This is a genomic window from Celeribacter sp. PS-C1 (assembly GCF_019429625.1).
Taxonomy (GTDB): domain Bacteria; phylum Pseudomonadota; class Alphaproteobacteria; order Rhodobacterales; family Rhodobacteraceae; genus Celeribacter.
In genome coordinates this window covers 210490-230183 of the sequence record NZ_JAHXRW010000001.1, presented here as the reverse complement: position 1 = coordinate 230183, position 19694 = coordinate 210490, and the positions used below count along the sequence as shown (strand labels likewise).

General features: G+C 58.6%; 16 protein-coding genes. 8 read left to right on the top strand and 8 right to left on the bottom strand.

From position 1 onward, the window contains the following. On the bottom strand, window positions 1–612 hold the full coding sequence (locus J5Y17_RS01120; protein ID WP_219783367.1) for an alpha-ketoglutarate-dependent dioxygenase AlkB: 612 nt from the start codon (window positions 610–612) through the stop codon (window positions 1–3). Window positions 613–837: 225 nt separating this feature from the next. Here J5Y17_RS01120 and dnaK point away from each other — a divergent pair, with 225 nt between their 5' ends. From dnaK to radC, 3 genes are all read left to right on the top strand, one after another. Next, window positions 838–2757, top strand: a complete 1920-nt coding sequence (dnaK, locus tag J5Y17_RS01115) for a molecular chaperone DnaK (protein ID WP_219783366.1) — start codon at window positions 838–840, stop codon at window positions 2755–2757. A gap of 75 nt (window positions 2758–2832) precedes the next feature. Further along, window positions 2833–3993: a molecular chaperone DnaJ gene (dnaJ, locus tag J5Y17_RS01110; RefSeq protein WP_219783365.1), complete on the top strand. Its 1161-nt coding sequence runs from the start codon at window positions 2833–2835 to the stop codon at window positions 3991–3993. Window positions 3994–4073: 80 nt separating this feature from the next. Continuing rightward, on the top strand, window positions 4074–4841 hold the full coding sequence (gene radC / locus J5Y17_RS01105; RefSeq protein ID WP_370628807.1) for a DNA repair protein RadC: 768 nt from the start codon (window positions 4074–4076) through the stop codon (window positions 4839–4841). Window position 4842: 1 nt separating this feature from the next. Here the strand turns inward: radC and J5Y17_RS01100 are convergent, their stop codons facing one another. Both J5Y17_RS01100 and secA read right to left on the bottom strand, forming a co-directional pair. After that, complete coding sequence (locus J5Y17_RS01100; protein ID WP_219783364.1) at window positions 4843–6414, bottom strand: phosphate ABC transporter substrate-binding/OmpA family protein; 1572 nt, start codon at window positions 6412–6414, stop codon at window positions 4843–4845. Between the two features lie 125 nt (window positions 6415–6539). Beyond that, complete coding sequence (secA, locus tag J5Y17_RS01095; protein ID WP_219783363.1) at window positions 6540–9242, bottom strand: preprotein translocase subunit SecA; 2703 nt, start codon at window positions 9240–9242, stop codon at window positions 6540–6542. A 180-nt stretch (window positions 9243–9422) separates the two neighbouring features. On the opposite strand from secA, the gene J5Y17_RS01090 reads away from it, so the two are divergent. The 4 genes from J5Y17_RS01090 (at window position 9423) to J5Y17_RS01075 (ending at window position 12246) form a co-directional block, all read left to right on the top strand. Next, the gene (locus tag J5Y17_RS01090; protein WP_219783362.1) at window positions 9423–10265 is read left to right on the top strand and encodes a peptidylprolyl isomerase; all 843 of its coding nucleotides are present in this window, start codon (window positions 9423–9425) and stop codon (window positions 10263–10265) included. Between the two features lie 39 nt (window positions 10266–10304). Further along, window positions 10305–11552, top strand: coding sequence for a bifunctional glutamate N-acetyltransferase/amino-acid acetyltransferase ArgJ (gene argJ / locus J5Y17_RS01085; RefSeq protein WP_219783361.1), 1248 nt, complete (start codon window positions 10305–10307; stop codon window positions 11550–11552). Next, on the top strand, window positions 11549–11947 hold the full coding sequence (gene mutT, locus J5Y17_RS01080; RefSeq protein ID WP_219783360.1) for an 8-oxo-dGTP diphosphatase MutT: 399 nt from the start codon (window positions 11549–11551) through the stop codon (window positions 11945–11947). Before argJ ends, mutT begins: the two co-directional genes overlap by 4 nt. 158 nt (window positions 11948–12105) lie before the next feature. Further along, window positions 12106–12246 carry a hypothetical protein gene (locus J5Y17_RS01075; protein ID WP_219783359.1) on the top strand — a complete coding sequence of 47 codons (141 nt, stop codon included), beginning with the start codon at window positions 12106–12108 and terminating at the stop codon, window positions 12244–12246. An 81-nt stretch (window positions 12247–12327) separates the two neighbouring features. On the opposite strand, the gene infB is transcribed toward J5Y17_RS01075, so the two are convergent. From infB to pip, 5 genes are all read right to left on the bottom strand, one after another. Then, the gene (gene infB / locus J5Y17_RS01070) at window positions 12328–14847 is read right to left on the bottom strand and encodes a translation initiation factor IF-2 (protein WP_219783358.1); all 2520 of its coding nucleotides are present in this window, start codon (window positions 14845–14847) and stop codon (window positions 12328–12330) included. After that, complete coding sequence (locus J5Y17_RS01065) at window positions 14844–15476, bottom strand: RNA-binding protein (protein ID WP_219783357.1); 633 nt, start codon at window positions 15474–15476, stop codon at window positions 14844–14846. The genes infB and J5Y17_RS01065 overlap by 4 nt, the downstream gene beginning before the upstream one ends. Window positions 15477–15503: 27 nt before the next feature. Continuing rightward, complete coding sequence (gene nusA, locus J5Y17_RS01060) at window positions 15504–17123, bottom strand: transcription termination factor NusA (RefSeq protein ID WP_219783356.1); 1620 nt, start codon at window positions 17121–17123, stop codon at window positions 15504–15506. 14 nt (window positions 17124–17137) lie between these two features. Next, window positions 17138–17725: a ribosome maturation factor RimP gene (gene rimP, locus J5Y17_RS01055; RefSeq protein ID WP_167601202.1), complete on the bottom strand. Its 588-nt coding sequence runs from the start codon at window positions 17723–17725 to the stop codon at window positions 17138–17140. 175 nt (window positions 17726–17900) lie between these two features. Continuing rightward, entirely contained in the window at window positions 17901–18878 is a 978-nt protein-coding gene (gene pip / locus J5Y17_RS01050; RefSeq protein WP_219783355.1) for a prolyl aminopeptidase, read from the bottom strand. Between the two features lie 68 nt (window positions 18879–18946). Between pip and ubiG the strand changes: the two genes are divergently transcribed. After that, the gene (ubiG, locus tag J5Y17_RS01045; protein WP_219783354.1) at window positions 18947–19684 is read left to right on the top strand and encodes a bifunctional 2-polyprenyl-6-hydroxyphenol methylase/3-demethylubiquinol 3-O-methyltransferase UbiG; all 738 of its coding nucleotides are present in this window, start codon (window positions 18947–18949) and stop codon (window positions 19682–19684) included. Window positions 19685–19694 lie beyond the last annotated feature (10 nt).

Genomic DNA, 19694 nt, shown 5'->3' with positions numbered 1-19694 from the left:
TCAGGTCACAACCCTAAGCGTGATATTGATCCGTCCACCTTTCGGCAAAAGACTGCTGCTGCCTGCCTTCACGCGGTCGATGCCATGATACAAAAGCCGAGACACTCCGCCCATCACCACAACATCGCCGGAGCTGAGCCAAAGACTCTCAGTCTTGCCGCCGCGTGTCTCGTTGCCAACCCGAAACAGGGCCTCGTCTCCCAAAGAGATCGACACCACAGGTTGTGAGAAATCCTCTTCGTCGCGATCCTGATGCAGACCCATTTTGGCCTCCGCGTCGTAGAAATTGATCAGACAGGACTCCGGCGCACGCGTCGCACCTGACACCTCCGCCCAGACTTTCAATACAGACTCGGGCATATCCGGCCAGGCCTGCCCATCCGGATGCATCGGACTGTAGCGATAGCCCTTGGCATCCGTGATCCAGCCGAACCGCCCGGCAGAGGTCATCCGCACCGACATCCGCTTGCCCGACGGCGTCATCGGATGAAACAAAGGCGCCTCGCGCACCACATCGCGCAGTGCCGCGACAAGGCGTTTTTGCTCCTCAAGGCCTAAAAGGCCCTTGAACACCTGCATCCCCCGCAAATCCAACGGCACAGATTTTTGCATTTTTTAATAACCTCTGACGGTTTCTTACGGAAATGACTCCATTTTTCCATGCATAGACCCCCTCGCACAACTTGCAGGGGCCAAAACCCGTCCTTATATACGCCCAGAAGCCTTGATCGGCCCGAACTTCAAACCGGATTTCAGGTCGGTCAATAACATTGGGATCGACGGCGGACGCCGCAATGGGTCCAACGTCACAACATCGCCTAAGAGAGGATTTTGAGCATGGCCAAAGTCATCGGTATCGACCTCGGGACCACCAACTCCTGCGTTGCCATCATGGATGGTTCGCAGCCGCGTGTGATCGAGAACTCCGAAGGGGCGCGTACCACGCCCTCCATCGTCGGTTTCACCGACAGTGAACGCCTCGTGGGTCAGGCAGCCAAACGTCAGGCTGTGACCAACCCCGAGAACACGGTTTTCGCCGTGAAACGCCTGATCGGCCGTCGCATGGGCGACGAAGCCGTGGAAAAAGATAAGAAACTCGTGCCCTACTCCATCGTTGACGGTGGGAATGGTGATGCGTGGGTCGAGGTGCGCGGCGACAAATATTCGCCCTCGCAAATCTCCGCCTTCATCCTGGGCAAGATGAAAGAAACCGCTGAATCCTACCTCGGCGAAGAAGTGACCCAAGCGGTGATCACCGTTCCGGCCTACTTCAACGACGCCCAGCGTCAGGCGACCAAAGACGCCGGCAAAATCGCCGGTCTCGAAGTGCTGCGGATCATCAACGAACCCACCGCTGCGGCTCTGGCCTACGGTCTCGACAAAGACGACACCAAAACCATCGCGGTCTATGACCTTGGCGGCGGTACCTTCGACGTGACCATCCTTGAACTGGGTGATGGCGTCTTCGAAGTGCAGGCCACCAACGGCGACACCTTCTTGGGTGGTGAAGACTTCGACATGCGCATCGTGAACTACCTCGCCGAGGAGTTCAAAAAAGAGCATGGCGTCGATCTAACCAAAGACAAGATGGCCCTGCAGCGTCTCAAAGAAGCCGCCGAGAAAGCCAAGATTGAGCTGTCGTCTTCGACCCAGACCGAGATCAACCAGCCGTTCATCTCTATGGACCCGTCCTCCGGTACGCCTTTGCACCTCGTGGTCAAACTGACCCGTGCAAAGCTCGAAAGCCTCGTGTCCGATCTGATCAAACGCTCGATGGACCCGTGTAAAGCGGCTCTGAAAGACGCAGGCCTCTCCACCTCCGACATCGACGAGGTTGTGCTCGTTGGCGGTATGACCCGTATGCCGAAGGTCATCGAAGAAGTAACCAAATTCTTCGGTAAAGAGGCGCACAAAGGCGTGAACCCGGACGAAGTGGTTGCCATGGGTGCCGCCATTCAGGCCGGCGTTCTTCAAGGTGACGTCAAAGACGTGCTTCTGCTCGACGTGACCCCGCTGTCCATCGGTATCGAAACGCTGGGTGGCGTGTTCACCCGCCTGATCGACCGCAACACGACGATCCCGACCAAGAAGTCGCAGATCTTCTCAACGGCTGAAGACAACCAGTCCGCCGTGACGCTCCGCGTTTTCCAAGGTGAGCGCGAAATGGCCGCCGACAACAAAATCCTCGGCCAGTTCAACCTCGAAGGGATCCCGCCGGCACCGCGCGGCATGCCGCAGATCGAAGTGACCTTCGACATCAATGCCGACGGTATCGTCGAAGTTGGCGCCAAAGACAAAGGCACCGGCAAAGAGCAGAAGATCACGATCCAAGCCTCCGGCGGTCTGTCCGATGAGGACATCGAAAAGATGGTCAAGGACGCCGAAGAAAACGCGGAAGCCGACAAAAAGCGCAAGGATCTCGTCGAAGCCAAGAACCAGGCCGAGAGCCTCATCCACTCCACGGAGAAATCCATGGAAGAGCACGGCGACAAGGTCGACCCGACCACGATCGAAGCCATCGAGCTTGCGATCGCCGCGCTCAAGGATCAGTTCGAAACCGAAGACCCGGACAAAATCCGTTCCGGCATCCAGAACGTGACCGATGCGGCCATGAAACTGGGTGAGGCCATCTACAAGGCCGAACAAGCCTCTTCGGGTCAGGCCGATGACGTCGATGTGGACGAAGGTCCGTCCTCCGTCGATGACGACATCGTGGATGCCGACTTTGAGGATCTTGACGACAACAAGCGCTCGTAAGCGCATGTAAGGACCGTTTGAGCCGGCCCGTTTTGGGCCGGTTCGATTTTGCGGTTCTGTTAAAGGAATAGATCCATGGCAAAACGCGATTATTACGAAGTGCTTGGCGTCGAAAAAGGCGCGGATGCCGCGGAGCTCAAAAAAGCTTATCGCAAGAAAGCGATGGAGTTTCACCCCGACCGCAACAAGGACAACCCCGATGCGGAGGCCAAGTTCAAGGAAGTGAACGAGGCCTATGACACGCTCAAGGATGCCGACAAGAAAGCCGCATATGACCGCTTCGGTCACGCTGCTTTCGAGCAAGGCGGAATGGGCGGCGGGCGTGGCGGCTTCGGCGGCGGTGCAGGTCAGGGCGACTTTGCCTCAGCCTTCTCCGATGTCTTTGACGACCTGTTCGGCGACTTCATGGGCGGTCAGCGCGGTGGCGGCGGCCGGTCTCGGGCTCAACGCGGCTCGGACCTTCGCTACGACATGCGTGTCACCTTGGAAGAAGCCTACAAAGGCGCGCAGAAAACCATCAACGTGCCCACCTCCGTCGCCTGCACTAGCTGTAGCGGCACGGGCGCTGCGAACGGAGCAGAGCCGCAAACCTGCCCGTCGTGCTCCGGCATGGGCAAAGTCCGCGCGCAGCAGGGCTTCTTCACGGTCGAACGCACCTGTCCGGCCTGTGGCGGACTTGGTCAGACGATCAAGGATCCCTGCCACGATTGCCACGGCGCAGGTCGTGTTGAAAAAGAGCGCTCGCTCTCCGTCAACATCCCCGCGGGCGTCGAAACCGGCACGCGCATTCGCCTCGCAGGTGAAGGTGAGGCGGGGCTTCGCGGTGGGCCGACCGGAGATTTGTATATCTTCATCGAAGTCCGTCCTCATGCGATTTTCGAGCGCGAAGGTGTGAACCTGCATTGCTCCGTGCCAGTCTCGATGGCGACGGCGGCGCTCGGCGGCGACATCGAAGTGCCGACCATCGACGGTGGTCGTTCGCGGGTGAAAATCCCTGCGGGCAGCCAATCCGGTCGCCAGATGCGCCTGCGCGCGAAAGGCATGCCAGCGCTCAGAGGCGGTGGTCAGGGCGATATGTTCATCGAGCTCGCGGTGGAGACACCGGTGAACCTGACGGCCAAGCAAAAAGAACTTCTCCAAGAGTTCGACAAGCTGGGCGAAGACAACAACAACCCGGAAAGCTCATCTTTCTTCAAGAAAGTCAAAAGCTTCTGGGATGGGATGAAACACACCTGAATGATGTGAGAGGGCGCTGAGGCGCCCTTTCTTAATTCGCGTTAACTCCTTTTTCAGCGAATCGGGCCATGGATTATTTCATGAACACGCCCTCGCCCCCTTCCGCATTTCGGGAAATGCCCGACTGGCTCTTCGACCTAGACGAGGCCCGCCCGGTCGTCCTCCCGTCGCGCCCGCCAAGCTATCTGCGCAATCATCGCAAGCATTTGCAGGACCGTTTCATCGACGGCGGCGCGCAAGCGATGCCGGATTACGAGCTGTTGGAGCTCGTGCTCTACCGCGCCCTGCCCCGTGCCGATGTGAAACCGATTGCCGCCGCCTTGATCGCGGCCTTCGGCGACTACAACCGGGTCATCTCCGCTCCGATCCCGCGTCTTCTGGAAGTCGAGGGGATGGATATTGCAGCCGCCCAAGACCTCAAAATTGTCGAGGCCGCCGCGCACCGTCTGGCCCGCGCCCGCGTGATGCAGCGGCCCGTGATATCGAGCTGGGATGCGGTTCTGGACTATTGTCACACGACGATGGCCCATCGCGAGACCGAACAGTTCCGCGTGCTCTACCTCGACCGCAAAAACATCCTTATTGCCGATGAAGAACAGGCCCGCGGCACGGTCGATCACGTGCCGGTCTACCCACGCGAGGTGGTGAAACGTGCTCTGGAGCTAAATGCCTCCGCGCTGATCCTCGTGCACAACCATCCGTCCGGTGATCCAACCCCCTCAGGCGCGGACATCGGCATGACGAACCAGATCAGGGATGCCGCAGAGGCCTTGGACATCCAGTTGCACGATCATTTGATCATCGGAAAATCGACGGAGCTGAGCTTCCGTGGATCAGGCTATCTTTGATTTAGCTCTGAGATTTGACCCAAACCTCGACGCGTCGGTTGAGAGAGCGTCCCCATTCGACGTCATCGCAGGCCAAAGGCATCGCCTCACCAAAACCCGTCGCGCGCAAGGTCACTCGGTCGGCCTCAAAGGCATCGCCCAGCGCCTGCCGGACCGCTTTCAAAACCGCCTCCGCCCGGCGCTTGGACAGTGCCGCGTTGATCGACGCACGACCCTGACCATCCGAGAACCCGGCAAAAGTCAGCGCCTGCCCGTCATAAACCCCGGCCTCCAAAAGTTCCGCCAAGAGATGCACGTTCGAGCGCGATTGCGCATCGAGTGTCGTGGAGCCACCTTCGAACCGGAAGCCGAGCGTCAATCGCTTGGCCCCCTGAAGCGTGCCCGTCACGGATTGCAGATCCTCGAGTGTGATTTCCTCGCCCGCATGGCTGATCGCGTTGGCAAAACGGCGGCCCTGATCACGGAAAGACAACTCATCTACACCCTGATCGACAAAATCCGTCCGCGCGACCACGATCTGCGCCGCGGGCGACACCACGAAGGAAAGGAATTCACGCGCCAGCGTCGGCAAGCGACGCGCGGGCGTGTAAAGAAAGACGGGCCGGGTCAGCGGGTAATCCTCGCTTTTGATGTCAGAAGCCGCAGCCCGTGCCTCGAAGCCACAGGCGCCGCTCAGACCAACGGGCTTCACTGTCCCGCCCTCTGACATCCGGCCAAGACCCAGCGCATAGGGGTCCTGCTCAATCGCGGCAACCAGACTGTCATAGCGATCGTGCAGCGTCACGGTACCTTCCGCGATCTGCACCCCATGACCGAGGATCATCCGCCGAAACTCGCTGCCGTCCTGCAAATCGTCCCGCATCAAATGGGCGACAATCGGGGCCTCGGCCCCGCCGATCTCTTGCCAATTCGTCATTTGGCCCCGGTAAATCGCCGAAAGATCGGACAACGATAGCCCATGCACGATATTCGACCGCGAGACGACAGGCACCAACCCGTCGAGCGCGACAACGCGCGCCCGCAAGGGATCGGACAGATCGCCCACACCCGCCTCAAAGGCCAACGCCATTTCCATTGGTGCCACCTTGCGCAGCGTCAGGACCATATCCGTGTTCTCAGATACGAGATCAGCGAAACCTTCGGCATTTGACGTATCAGACAGCAGGAACTCCCCAACCGTGAGATCGTTCTCGGCATCCGTCAGGATCATCGACCGCTGTGTTTCGCTCAAAGGGCTCGTCGCGACGGTATAGCCATTTCTGAGCGCAAATGCCGTGATCAACGCGGGCAACAGAACGCGCGTGCCCTTGGTATCCCCGGACATGCGAATTTGGGCGTAGTAGCCATCAAGATCAGGACACCCTGGCCCCTCACAAAGCACGCCTGAGCTGTCGACAGTGAGCACGCCAAGATCGGTTTCGACGCGGTAGAACTCACCATCAAAGCTGAGAAAATTGCCGCTGATCGAGATAGACCCATCACGCGACAGCAGGTTCACATCTTGGGCCGTCGCCACAATCGGGGTCACGAGACACGCCAGCGTTGCGGCGAGAACGCGCACAGATTTCAACATGGCTCACGCCCTTATCGACTTTGAAATATTTGCGGGAGTGTCCGCTTTGGCGCGCCGACTTTCAACCGCGAAGAGCAAAGAAAACGACCCGTGTCGAAGATCGAACACGGGTCGCATTGCTTAGATCAAACAGCGCCGTGGCAATGTTTGAATTTTTTACCAGAGCCACAGGGACAAAGATCGTTGCGCCCCGGATTGCCCCAAGTCGAGGGGTCGTTTTCGTCAAACCCCGGAACCTCGTTCGGATGACCCTCTTCGGGTTCACCCACCGGCTGAGGCTGTGCAGCCGCGACAGCTGCGGCCTGTTGCTGGGCCAACTGTTGCAACATGGCGCTGCGCTCTTCTTCGGTCATTGGGCGCACGCGGGACAGTTTTTGCGTCACTTCGCTGCGCAGGCTGTCGAGCATGGACTCGAAGAGTTGGAAGCTTTCGTTCTTATACTCGTTGAGCGGATCACGCTGCGCATAGCCGCGGAAGCCCACAACGGAACGCAGATGTTCGAGCGTCAAAAGATGCTCGCGCCACTTCGCATCAATCGTGTTCAGCAAGAACTGCTTTTCGATCTGACGCATCTGGTCGGCACCAAAGGACTCTTCCTTTTCCGCCATCATACGGTCAGAGGCCTCGGAAATGCGTTCGATGATGGCTTCATCATCCACGCCCTCTTCATCGGCCCATTCCTTGACCGGAAGATCCATGTTCAGCGCCTCTGCCAGATCGCGATGCAGCTTTTCGACATCCCACTGATCCGGGTAGGACTTCGGAGGAATGGCCTCGCCCACCAGATCTTCGATCACCTCATGGCGCATATCCTCGACGATCTCATTGACGTTCTCGGATTCCATGATGTCGCGACGCTGGGAGAACACCACTTTACGCTGATCGTTCATCACATCGTCGAATTTCAAAAGCTGTTTGCGGATGTCGAAGTTGCGACCCTCGACTTTCGCCTGCGCTTTTTCGAGCGATTTGTTGACCCAAGGGTGAACGATGGCCTCACCCTCTTTCATGCCCAGAGACGACAGCATTTTGTCGAGACGTTCGGAGCCGAAAATCCGCATCAGGTCGTCTTCGAGAGACAGGAAGAACAAGGAGCGCCCCGGGTCACCCTGACGGCCGGAACGACCGCGCAGCTGGTTGTCGATGCGACGGCTTTCATGGCGCTCGGTGGCGAGAACATAAAGCCCGCCCGCCTCCAACACGCGCTTTTCTTCCTCGGCATGTTCTGCCTCGATCCGCGCGCGAATCTCGTCGGGGTTTTCCTCGGGATTGGCGGCAATGGCTTCCATCACTTTCATCTCGACATTGCCGCCGAGTTTGATGTCGGTGCCACGACCGGCCATGTTGGTCGCGATGGTCACCGCGCCGTATTTGCCAGCATCGGCGACGATCTGCGCCTCCATCTCGTGCTGCTTTGCGTTCAGCACGTTGTGGGTGATGCCCTCTTTGGTCAGGAATTGCGACAGCTCTTCGGATTTGTCGATGGACGTCGTGCCGACGAGAACCGGCTGACCTTTGGCATGGGCTGCGCGGATCGACTCCACGACAGCGGCCAGTTTGTCACCCTCGGTGCGATACACCCGGTCATGTTCGTCGATCCGCTGGATCGGACGGTTGGTCGGCACTTCGACCACGCCGAGTTTGTAGATCTCCATGAATTCCTCAGCCTCGGTGGCGGCCGTGCCGGTCATGCCGGACAGTTTCTCATAGAGACGGAAATAGTTCTGGAAGGTCACAGAAGCCATGGTGATGTTCTCGGGCTTGATCTCAACGCCTTCCTTGGCCTCGATCGCCTGATGTAGACCATCGGCGAGACGACGTCCGGCCATCATGCGGCCGGTGAATTCGTCGATCAAAGCCACGCCGCCGTCACGCACGATGTAATGCACACCGTTCTGGAACAGTTTATGCGCGCGCAGGCCCTGGTTGACGTGGTGCACGATGGTGGTGCTTTCCGGATCGTAAAGCGTCTGACCTTCTGGCAGGAACCCGGCCTCGTGCAGGATCTGTTCGAGGAACTCGTTGCCCTCTTCGGTAAAGGTTACCTGACGGGTTTTCTCATCAAGCTCAAAATGCTCTTCCGTCAACTGCGGGATCAGCGCATCGATGGCTTGATAGAGCTCAGAGCGGTCATCGGACGGGCCGGAAATGATCAGCGGTGTCCGGGCTTCGTCGATCAGGATCGAGTCGACCTCATCCACGATGGCGAAATGATGCCCGCGCTGGACCATCTCACCCAGCTCGGATTTCATATTGTCGCGCAAGTAATCAAAGCCCAGCTCGTTGTTGGTCGCATAGGTCACATCACAGGCATAGGCCGCGCGTTTCTCGTCCTCAGGCTGCTGGCTGTAGATCGAAGAGCAAGTCATACCCAGCGCTTCGAACACTTTCGCCATCCATTCGGCGTCCCGCGTGGCCAGATATTCGTTGACCGTCACCACATGGACGCCCTTCCCCGTCAGGGCGTTCAGATAGGACGGGAAGGTCGCGACGAGCGTTTTGCCCTCACCGGTTTTCATCTCTGCGATATTGCCCTGATGCAGGAAGATGCCGCCCATGAGCTGCGTGTCAAACGCGCGCAGGCCAAGCGCACGACGCGCCGCCTCGCGACAGTTGGCAAATGCCTCCGGCAACAGCGCGTCGAGGCTTTCGCCCTCTGCGACACGCTTTTTGAACTCTTCCGTTTTTGCGATCAGACCGGCGTCATCGAGTTTTTCAAACTCGGGCTCCAGCGCGTTGATTTTCGCCACGATAGGACGGGTCGCCTTGACCTTGCGATCATTTGGGGTCCCGAAAACCTTTTTCGCGAGTGTACCGATGCCCAGCATATTTTCTCCGCTCGATGCGTCCTGACAGGATCGTGTGAGAGGAGGGATTGCCCCGCTGCCTCTCAGCCCATAGAAACGGGCGTGAAGGCTCCTCTTCAGTGACCTATCGCGATGTAAGGGGCCATACCTTGAGTGTCAACGTCACGCCTCTGAAAGGCGCCGACAGGAAGGATTTTCTCCATGAAATACCGTTTTTCCGCCACTGCTGCGCTGCTTTCGCTCGCACTTGCCACCTCCGCACCGGTCTTTGCGCAGGATATGACCTCCTCGACCGTCGTTGCGAACGTCAACGGCACGGAAATCACCCTCGGTCACATCATCGCCGCACGCCAAGCTCTGCCGCCGCAATATCAGAGCCTGCCAGATGCACAGCTTTTTGAAGGCATCGTGAACCAAATCGTGCAGCAAGAGCTTTTGAAACAAGCTGCCGGCGATGTCTCCGAAGGCCTGAAACTTCAGCTTGAAAACGAAGAGCGTGTGCTTATCGCGGGTTCGCAACTGGAATCCATCGCAGCCAACGCCGTGACCGACGAAACGCTTCAGGCGGCTTACGATGCGAAATACGCTGAATTTGAACCGGGCCGCGAATTCCATGCCGCGCATATCCTCGTGGAAACCGAGGAAGAGGTGATGGAGCTTGTCAAAGCGCTCGATGAAGGTGCCGATTTTGCCGAATTGGCCCGCGAAAAGTCCACCGGCCCGTCCGGCCCGAATGGCGGTGATCTCGGTTGGTTTGGCCTCGGCATGATGGTTGCACCGTTTGAAGAGGCCGTGGTCGGCATGGAAGAAGACAGCGTATCTCAGCCCGTTCAAACCCAGTTCGGCTGGCATGTGATCAAGCTGATGGAAACCCGTCTGGCCTCCGTTCCGCCGCTCGAAGAGGTGCAGGACGAGCTTGCCGCTGACATTGAGCAAGCTGCGATCACGGAAGCCCTTGAAGCGCTGCAAAGCGATGGTAACGTCGAGCTTGTGGAAGGCATCGATCCCGCCGCTCTGCGGATGGACGATCTGCTGCAAGACTAATTTCGCGCCTCACCCCGCGCTTTTGTAAGGACGCCGACGATGGCTAAAATCACCCATGTTTCCCCGCTTGCTCCGAAAGGCGGATTTCCCGAGCTGCCCGTGATCGAAGGCGTGCGCTTTGCCGCTCTTGAGGCCGGCGTGCGCTATTCGGGCCGCACGGATGTCATGCTTGCCGAGCTTTGCGAGGGCTCTGCCATCGCCGGCGTCTTTACTCGCTCCACCACCCGCTCCGCAGCCGTCATCGACTGTCAGGAGAAGGTGACGCTCGATCTTCCGGGCAAGGCCGCAATCCTCGTCAATTCCGGTAACTCGAACGCTTTTACCGGTCAAAGCGGCTTTGACTCGGTCGCCAAGATCACCGAAGCGGTCGCAAAAGAGATGGGAATTGACCAGAAACGCGTGTTCACCGCCTCCACGGGCGTGATCGGTGAGCCTCTGAAATGGGAGCGGATCACTGCGAAGATCGCCGATCTCAACGCCGCTCTGACGCCCGACAGCATGGACATGGCCGCCCGCGCGATCATGACCACAGACACCTTCCCCAAAGGTGCGACTCAGACCGCTGATCTCGATGGGACGACCATCAAAATCGCAGGTTTCGCAAAAGGCTCCGGCATGATCGCCCCCGATATGGCGACCATGCTGTGCTACATCTTCACCGATGCGGCGATCACGCGCGATGTGCTGCAACAATGTCTCTGGCTCGACAACGCCAAGACCTTCAACTGTGTGACCGTCGATGGCGATACGTCGACCTCTGACACGGTGATCGTCGGCGCGACCGGCAAGGCCGACATGGAGCCGATCACCGATTTCGCCGATCCGCGTGTCCACGCCTTCCGCGAGGCGCTTCACGCCGTGATGAAAGATCTGGCGATCCAGATCGCGCGCGATGGCGAAGGGGCCACGAAACTCATTGAGGTTCAGGTCACCGGCGCCAATGCCAATGGCCCCGCGCATCGTGTCGCCATGGCAATCGCCAACTCTCCGCTGGTGAAAACCGCCGTTGCCGGTGAGGACCCGAACTGGGGTCGTATCGTGATGGCCGTCGGCAAAGCCGGTGAGCGCGCCGAACGCGACCGTCTTACCATTTGGTTTGGCGACATCCTCGTGGCCGAGAATGGTTGGGTTTCGCCCAGCTATACGGAAGAAGCCGGGGCCGCCTATATGAAGAACGACGAGATCGTCATTCGTGTCGATCTGGGCCTCGACAATGGCACCGCGACCGTTTGGTCCTGTGACCTGACTCACGGCTACATCACGATCAACGCGGACTATCGCTCGTGAAATTGCTGCTCGTTTCTGCCGTTGCCTTGATCGACATTGAGGGCCGTGTGCTTTTGGCACAGCGGCCCGAAGGCAAATCCATGGCCGGGCTCTGGGAGTTTCCCGGCGGCAAAGTCGAGCCAGGTGAGACGCCCGAGGCTGCCTTGGTTCGCGAATTACATGAGGAATTGGGAATCGAAACCTGGAATTCCTGCCTCGCGCCGCTGACCTTTGCCTCGCACAGCTATGACGATTTTCACCTCATGATGCCGCTGTTTGCCTGTCGCAAATGGAACGGCGTGCCGACGCCCCGCGAAGGTCAGGTGTTAAAGTGGGTGAAGGCGCGTGATCTTCGAGATTACCCGATGCCACCGGCCGATGTTCCACTGATTCCCATCCTCAGAGACCTTCTTTGAGTTGCTGCACAGCAGAAACGTAATATTTTGTTGTGCAGACCCCACATTTGCACAACATTTGTGCTGAATAACCGCATTTGACTTAAATTTGTAAATGATTTTTGACGATTCTTGAGGTAATTTATCGCTAACGTCATTTAGCTTTGGGGGCCATCAGAATGATGCGTTCGATTACTCTCGGGAAATACATCTCCGTTCAGGGCCACTATGTTGGCGAAACTCAGAATGGAAACATTCAGGTGCGCGTTGGCGACAAAACCTTTGTCGGCAAACCGGTGTCTTACACCAAAGCCGCCTGAACAGCAGTTTACTAGGTTTGTTACACACGAAAAAGGCGGGCCCGTAGCCCGCCTTTTTTGTATTCAAATCTCCGCTGAGGGTCAGTCGAGCTGACGCTCGACCTCCTCTCGTTCGAAAATCTCGATCACATCGCCCGGGCGAATGTCATCGTAGTTTTCAAAGGCCATACCGCATTCCTGACCCGACAGCACTTCTTTGACTTCGTCCTTGAAGCGCTTGAGCGTTTTCAGCGTGCCTTCGTGGATCACAACATCGTCGCGCAGCAGACGCACACCGGCGGAACGGCGCGCCACACCTTCGGTGACGAGACAGCCGGCAACCTTGCCCACACCCGACACTTTGAAGACTTCGCGAATTTCGGCGTAACCGATGAAGTTCTCGCGAATTTCAGCGGACAACAGACCGGAAGCCGCCGCTTTCACATCATCCACGAGGTCGTAGATCACGGAGTAATAGCGGATTTCGACGCCTTTCTGGTTCGCGGAGTTCCGCGCCGGAGCGTTTGCACGCACGTTGAAGCCGATCACAGGCGCACCCGAGGCTTCGGCCAGACCGATGTCGGATTCCGTGATCGCGCCCACACCGTAGTGCAGCACGCGCACGCGTACCTCGTCGTTGCCGATCTTTTCCATCGCCTGAACGATGGCTTCGGCAGAGCCCTGCACGTCCGCTTTCACGAGGATCGGCAGTTCGGCAACGTTTTCATCCGCCTTGGCTTTCGCCAAAAGTTGATCCAGCGTGGTCGCGGCACCAGCAGCGGCGCGTTTGTCCTTGGCTGCCTGTTCGCGGTACTCGGCAATCTCACGCGCCTGCGCTTCGGTGTCGACAACGTTCAACACGTCACCGGCTTCCGGCGTGCCGTTGAGACCCAGAACCTCGACCGGAACCGACGGACCTGCCTCTTCGACGCGGTCGCCTTTGTCGTTCACGAGCGCACGGACCTTACCCCACTGCTCACCCACAACAAAGATATCGCCACGTTTCAGCGTGCCCTTCTGAACCAGAACGGTCGCGACCGGACCACGGCCCACATCGAGCTGAGCCTCGATCACGGCACCTTCAGCGGCGCGATCCGGATTGGCTTTCAACTCAAGGATTTCGGCCTGAAGCGCGATCGCTTCGAGCAGCTCATCAAGACCCTTGCCGGTTTTTGCAGAGACTTCAACATCTTGCACGTCACCAGACATTTCCTCGACGATCACCTCATGTTGCAGCAACTCGGTGCGCACCTTCATCGGTTCGGCATCCGGTTTGTCGCATTTGTTGATCGCTACGATCATCGGCACACCAGCGGCTTTTGCGTGGCTGATCGCCTCGATGGTTTGCGGCATCACGGAGTCATCAGCAGCAACCACGAGCACGACGATATCCGTCACCTGTGCACCGCGGGCCCGCATAGAGGTAAAGGCGGCGTGGCCGGGCGTGTCCAAGAAGGACAGAACCGCACCGGATTCCGTTTTCACCTGATAGGCACCGATGTGCTGCGTGATCCCGCCAGCCTCGCCGGAGGTCACATTGGCGTTGCGGATCGCATCGAGCAGCGAGGTTTTACCATGGTCAACGTGGCCCATGATGGTGATCACCGGCGGACGCGGTTGCAGCGTTTCGGCTGCATCCTCGACCTGCGAGATCACGTCCTCGACGTCGGCATCAGACACACGCTGAATGCGGTGACCGAATTCCTCGACGATTAGCTCGGCAGTGTCGGCGTCGATGGATTGGTTCTGCGTAACCATCATGCCCATTTTCATGAGCGATTTCACGACATCAGCAACACGCTCGGCCATACGGTTTGCCAGTTCGGAGACCACGATGGTTTCCGGAACCTGCACGTCACGCACAACCTTTTCACGCGATTCATTGCCGCCCATGGCCTTCTGGCGCATGCGTTCCTGTTTGCGCTTCATCGCGGCCATCGAGCGCTGACGCCCGCCTTCACCACCTGTCAACGCCTGGTTCACGGTCAGCTTGCCAGAGCGACGGTTGTCGCCGCCTTTGCCACGGTTGTTGCGGTTGTCGTCTTCGCGCTCACGAGCACGGGGTGCCGCCGCCGGGGCGCGGCCACCGCGTTCCTGCTGTTTTTGCAGGGCGGCTTGGGCGGCTGCCGGATCGTCGGTCTTCGGCGCCGGAGCGGCTGCCGGTTTCTTACGAGCTTCGGCTTCGCGCTTTTTCGCCTCTTCGGCTTCTTTCTTGGCGCGGGCCTCTTCCTCTTCTTTCGCTTTCAGAGCAGCTTCGCGTTCTGCCTCTTCGCGGGCCTTTTCCTCGACCTCACGACGACGGCGCTCGCGCTCTTCCTCGCGGGCTTTCTCTTCTTCGGCACGTTTTTGCGCCTCTTCAGCCTCCGCCGCTTTCGCAGCAGCAAGCGCCTTCATACGGCGCTCCATTTCCGCATCCGAAATGCCCGCCGGACGTTTGGACGGATCGCCCAGCGCAGGATTTCCGGAGCCCGACGACTTCGAAGCACCCGGCTTCGGCACCACAACACGTTTGCGTTTGGTTTCGACCACGACATTCTTCGTGCGCCCGTGGGAGAAGCTCTGCTTCACCGAACCGGAACCACCACGAAGGCCGAGGGTTTTTTTGCCGTCTGTATCGCTCATTTCGTCGTCTTACCCTTCCCGGTGGAGCCCTCTCCACCGATTGTCTCGCGCACGCCCACAAGGCGGTTGGCTTCCTCTACAACACGTTTGCTGAGTCCGCTACCTGAGAGCGCGCCATGTATCACACTTTCGCGGCCAAAAGCCAAACCCAATTCGGAACTCGTCAGATGACCGAACCAACGGCCCCCCTCGGGTGTCCAAAGCTTGCCTTTTCCGCGTTCCGAGCCATCGGAGGCCTGAAGCAGCACTTTCGCGTGCCCGTCAGCCAACCAGCCCTTCACTTTCTCAAATCCACAAACTGCTCCGCCCGCCTTTCGTGCGAGGGAAATCAGATGCACCACCCGATCGGCCAATCCGGCCTCGATCAGGTTTACAAAATCATCGGGCACCGTCACCTGCGTGCGAGCGGCCTTGGCGAACAGCTTTTTCTTCACTGCCTCTTCCAAAACCGCGCGATCGGCGCTGACCCAGATGCCGCGACCCGGCAGTTTTTCCGCTAGGTCGGGGACCACGAGACCGTCGGGCGAGACAACGAAACGGATGAGGCCGCGCTTGGGCTCAGCCTCCCGCGACACGATACAGCGCCGCTCCGCTTCGTCTTTGGATTTCACCATACCGCCTCTGGTCATCAATCACCTTTTGGGCAAGGCCTGAAATCAGGCCTCGCTTCCTTCTTCCGCCGCATCGTCTTCAACGGCCTCTTCTTCGGTTTCAAGGTCGGACGGGTCGACCCAGCCAAGCTGGATACGCGCCGTCATCACCATGTTCTGAGCCTCTTCGAGGGAAACGTCGAACTTCTCAAGGACACCATCGTCCTTGATGCGCTCGCCATTCACCGTGGTCCAGCCACCGGCCAGCTCCCAGTCCGCGCAGGTCGCGAAATCTTCGAGAGATTTCACGCCGTCCTCGGCCAGTGCCTCAATCATCTGGGGTGTCAGACCCTCAAAGTCAACAAGGCTGTCCTCGACACCCAGCTCGCGGGCATGTTCCATGGCCTTGCGATTGGCTTCTTCGAGCACGTCGCGGGCACGGGCTTGCAACTCGTTGGCGGTGTCTTCATCCACGCCATCAATGACGAGAAGCTCGTCGACCTCGACGTAAGCCACCTCTTCGAGGTTGGTGAAGCCTTCAGACACCAGAAGCTGGGCGAAGAATTCATCCAGATCGAGTGCATCCATGAAGAGCTGCGTGCGGGCCGCGAATTCTTTCTGGCGACGCTCGGATTCTTCGGCTTCGGTCAGGATGTCGATGTCGAGACCGGTCAGCTGGGACGCCAGACGCACGTTCTGACCGCGACGACCGATGGCGAGCGACAGTTGCTCGTCCGGCACCACGACTTCGATCTTGCCTGCATCTTCGTCGAGCACCACTTTGGTGACTTCGGCCGGTTGCAGCGCGTTCACAAGGAAGGTCGGCTGATCGTCATTCCACGGAATGATGTCAATTTTCTCGCCCTGAAGCTCGTTCACAACAGCCTGCACACGCGAACCACGCATACCGACACAGGCGCCGACCGGATCAATAGAGCCGTCGTAGGAAATCACGGCGATCTTCGCGCGTGAGCCGGGATCACGGGCCACGGCTTTGATCTCGATGATGCCGTCGTAGATCTCCGGCACTTCCATCTTGAACAGCTCGGCCATGAATTCCGGCGCGGTGCGGGACAGGAAGACCTGCGGACCACGTGCTTCGCGGCGCACATCTTTGATATAGCAGCGGATGCGGTCGTTCGGGCGGTAGGCTTCGCGGCCAATCTTTTCGTTGCGACGCAGGATGCCTTCGCCACGACCAATATCGACGATCACGTTGCCGTACTCTTCGCGCTTCACGGTGCCGTTGATGATCGTGCCGACGCGGTCTTTGAACTCGTCGAACTGGCGATCACGCTCGGCTTCGCGCACTTTTTGCAGGATCACCTGTTTCGCGGATTGCGCGGCAATCCGGCCAAGCTCCACCGGCGGAACCTCGTCCTTGATCTCATCGCCGATCTGCGGGTCAGCCATATATTGCTTGGCCTGCTCCACGGTCAGCTCGGCTTGGTAGTTCTCAAGCTCTTCGTCCTCGACCACGGTGCGCACACGGGTAAAGGTGGCGCGGCCCGTTTTGCGGTCGATGGAGACGCGGATGTCCATCTCGGCGCCGTAACGCGACTTCGCGGCACGGGCGAGGGATTCTTCCATCGCTTCGACCACGAGATTCGGGTCGATCATTTTCTCGCGGGCCACGGCCTCGGCGGTTTGCAACAGCTCAAGCTGGTTTGCAGAGGTGATTGCCATTACTCAGTCCTCTCTCAATCCTCTGAAGACCCGTCGTCGGTCTGGATTTCGTCAAATTGGTTCTCGTCAATCGCGCCATCGGATTTCCGTTGACGCAGCATTTCGCGGATCAGCTCGTCGGTCAGCACAAGTTTGGCGTCCGACAGCCAGTCAAAATTCAGCCCGATGGTCACATCCTCGCCACCTTCCTCGATGGTGATCAGAACATCGTCGCCTTCGACGCCGGCCAATTGGCCTTTGAAACGGCGGCGACCGTCGATCATCTCGGTGGTCTCGATCTTGACCTCATGGCCCTCAAAGGTGTCGAAGTCCTTCAAACGCGTCAGAGGACGGTCGATACCCGGGCTCGACACTTCGAGCGTATATTCATCTTCGATCGGATCTTCGACGTCGAGAATAGCAGAAACGGCGGTGGAAATCTCCGCGCATTCGTCCACTTCGATGCCGCCGGTCGGGCGTTCGGCCATGATCTGAAGCGTCTTCGATTTGGTCGAGGACATCAGACGCACGCGCACAAGTTCGAACCCCATGCCTTCAATGACGGGGCCAACGATTTCCGCCATCCGGCGGTCGATCGCGGTTTTAGCAATCAGATCCGACATTGAGAGGCCTCTTTCGATACGGTTCACTTCGATACATGGCCCTTTGGTCAGGGCACAAAAAAACGGGCGCGCGGCCCGTCGATCGTTCTCGGTGGAGCCTCGGGAACTCCCGACAGCGCCGCTGTTGGCAAGGCATATACGCGCGACAACGCAAAACTGCAAGCCCTATAGCATCTCAGCCCAATAGATCACCGAGCCGGTCCATTGTCATGACCAAAGCCTGCGTGATCCCCGGCTCAGACAAAGCATGCCCAGCGCGTCCCACCATGATCAGCCGAGAGATCGGCCAAACGCGGTTCAACTCATAGGCCGTCGACGGCGGACAGATCATATCGAACCGACCCTGCACGATGGTACCCGGCACATCGGCCATGCAGTCGATATTTGTCATCAGCTGGCCGTCGTGATCGAAAAACGCGCCGTTGATAAAGTAGTGATTCTCGATCCGGGCAAAGGTGCGGGCATAGTCCGGCCCAGGCTCGCCCACGACGCCATCTGTGGCCATCGAGGCCAAAGCGTTTTCCCAACGCGACCAAATCCGTCCGTAAACGACCTCTTGCTTGTGATCGCCACTGAAAAGACGCCGGTGATAGGCCCCTACCAAGTCTCCATGCTCGTCTTCAGGAATGGCATCGCGAAACTCGGCCCACAGGTCCGGCCAGAATTTACCTGCACCACCCGCGTAGAACCAATCCAGCTCGCTTTGCCGCGCCATGAACACGCCGCGCAACACGAGGTGCAACACACGCTCGGGATGGGCCTGCGTATAGGCCAACCCCAAGGTCGCACCCCAGCTCCCGCCAAAGACAACCCAGCGATCTATGCCAAGTTCGAGCCTAATTTTTTCGATATCCGCGATAAGATGCTGGGTCGTATTGGCCTCGACCGAGGCAAAAGGCCGGGATTTGCCACAGCCCCGCTGATCGAACAGGATGATGCGATATTTGGAGGGGTCGAAATAGCGCCGCATATAGGGGCTACACCCACCGCCCGGACCGCCATGCAAAACGACCACCGGAAGCCCCGCTGGATTGCCGCTTTGTTCGACATATAATTGATGCCCGTCCCCAACCTCCAACATGCGGTGGTCATAGACCGCGATTTGGGGGTAGAGATACGAATATGCGCTCTTTTGGCCTGAGACCTTGTCCATGGAAATCCTATATAGAGCGGGCTAAGTCATAGTCCCGGCGGACGGAGTTGAACATGAAGGAGGCGATCATGCAAACCACCATTGACCCCCAAGAGGTCGCGAAATTCGAAGCGATGGCTGCCGAATGGTGGGATCCGACCGGGAAATTCAAGCCGTTGCACATGATGAACCCTGTGCGGCTCGATTACATCGTGACGCAGATTGCCGCGGAATTCGGGCGTGATCTGGCCTCTGACAACCCCTTCGAAGGCCTGCGCCTGTTGGACATCGGCTGTGGGGGCGGGCTTTTGTCCGAACCGATGGCGCGGCTTGGCGCCACCGTGGTGGGTGCGGATGCCGCAGAGCGCAACATTCCGGTGGCGCAAGTCCATGCCGAACAATCCGGTCTTGAGATCGACTATCGCAACACCACCGCCGAAGCTCTGGCCGAGGCGGGCGAGCAATTCGACGTCGTGCTGAACATGGAAGTGGTTGAACATGTTGCCGATCCGCTGGCCTATCTGACCGCCTGTCAGCAGCTTTTGAAACCCGGCGGGCTGATGATCTGTTCGACGCTCAACCGCAATCCGAAGAGCTACGCCATGGCGATTTTCGGCGCCGAAGTGGTGATGCGCTGGCTGCCGCGCGGGACGCATGAATGGAAGAAATTCATCACGCCAGATGAGTTGTTCGATCTGATCTCAAAAGCAGGCCTCAATCCGGTGGATCGCAAAGGCTTTGTTTTCAATCCGATCCTGTGGAGCTGGTCGACCTCTGCGCGCGATCTTTCCGTAAATTACGTCACCGCGTCGATTAAGCCCGAATAGGGCCTAATCC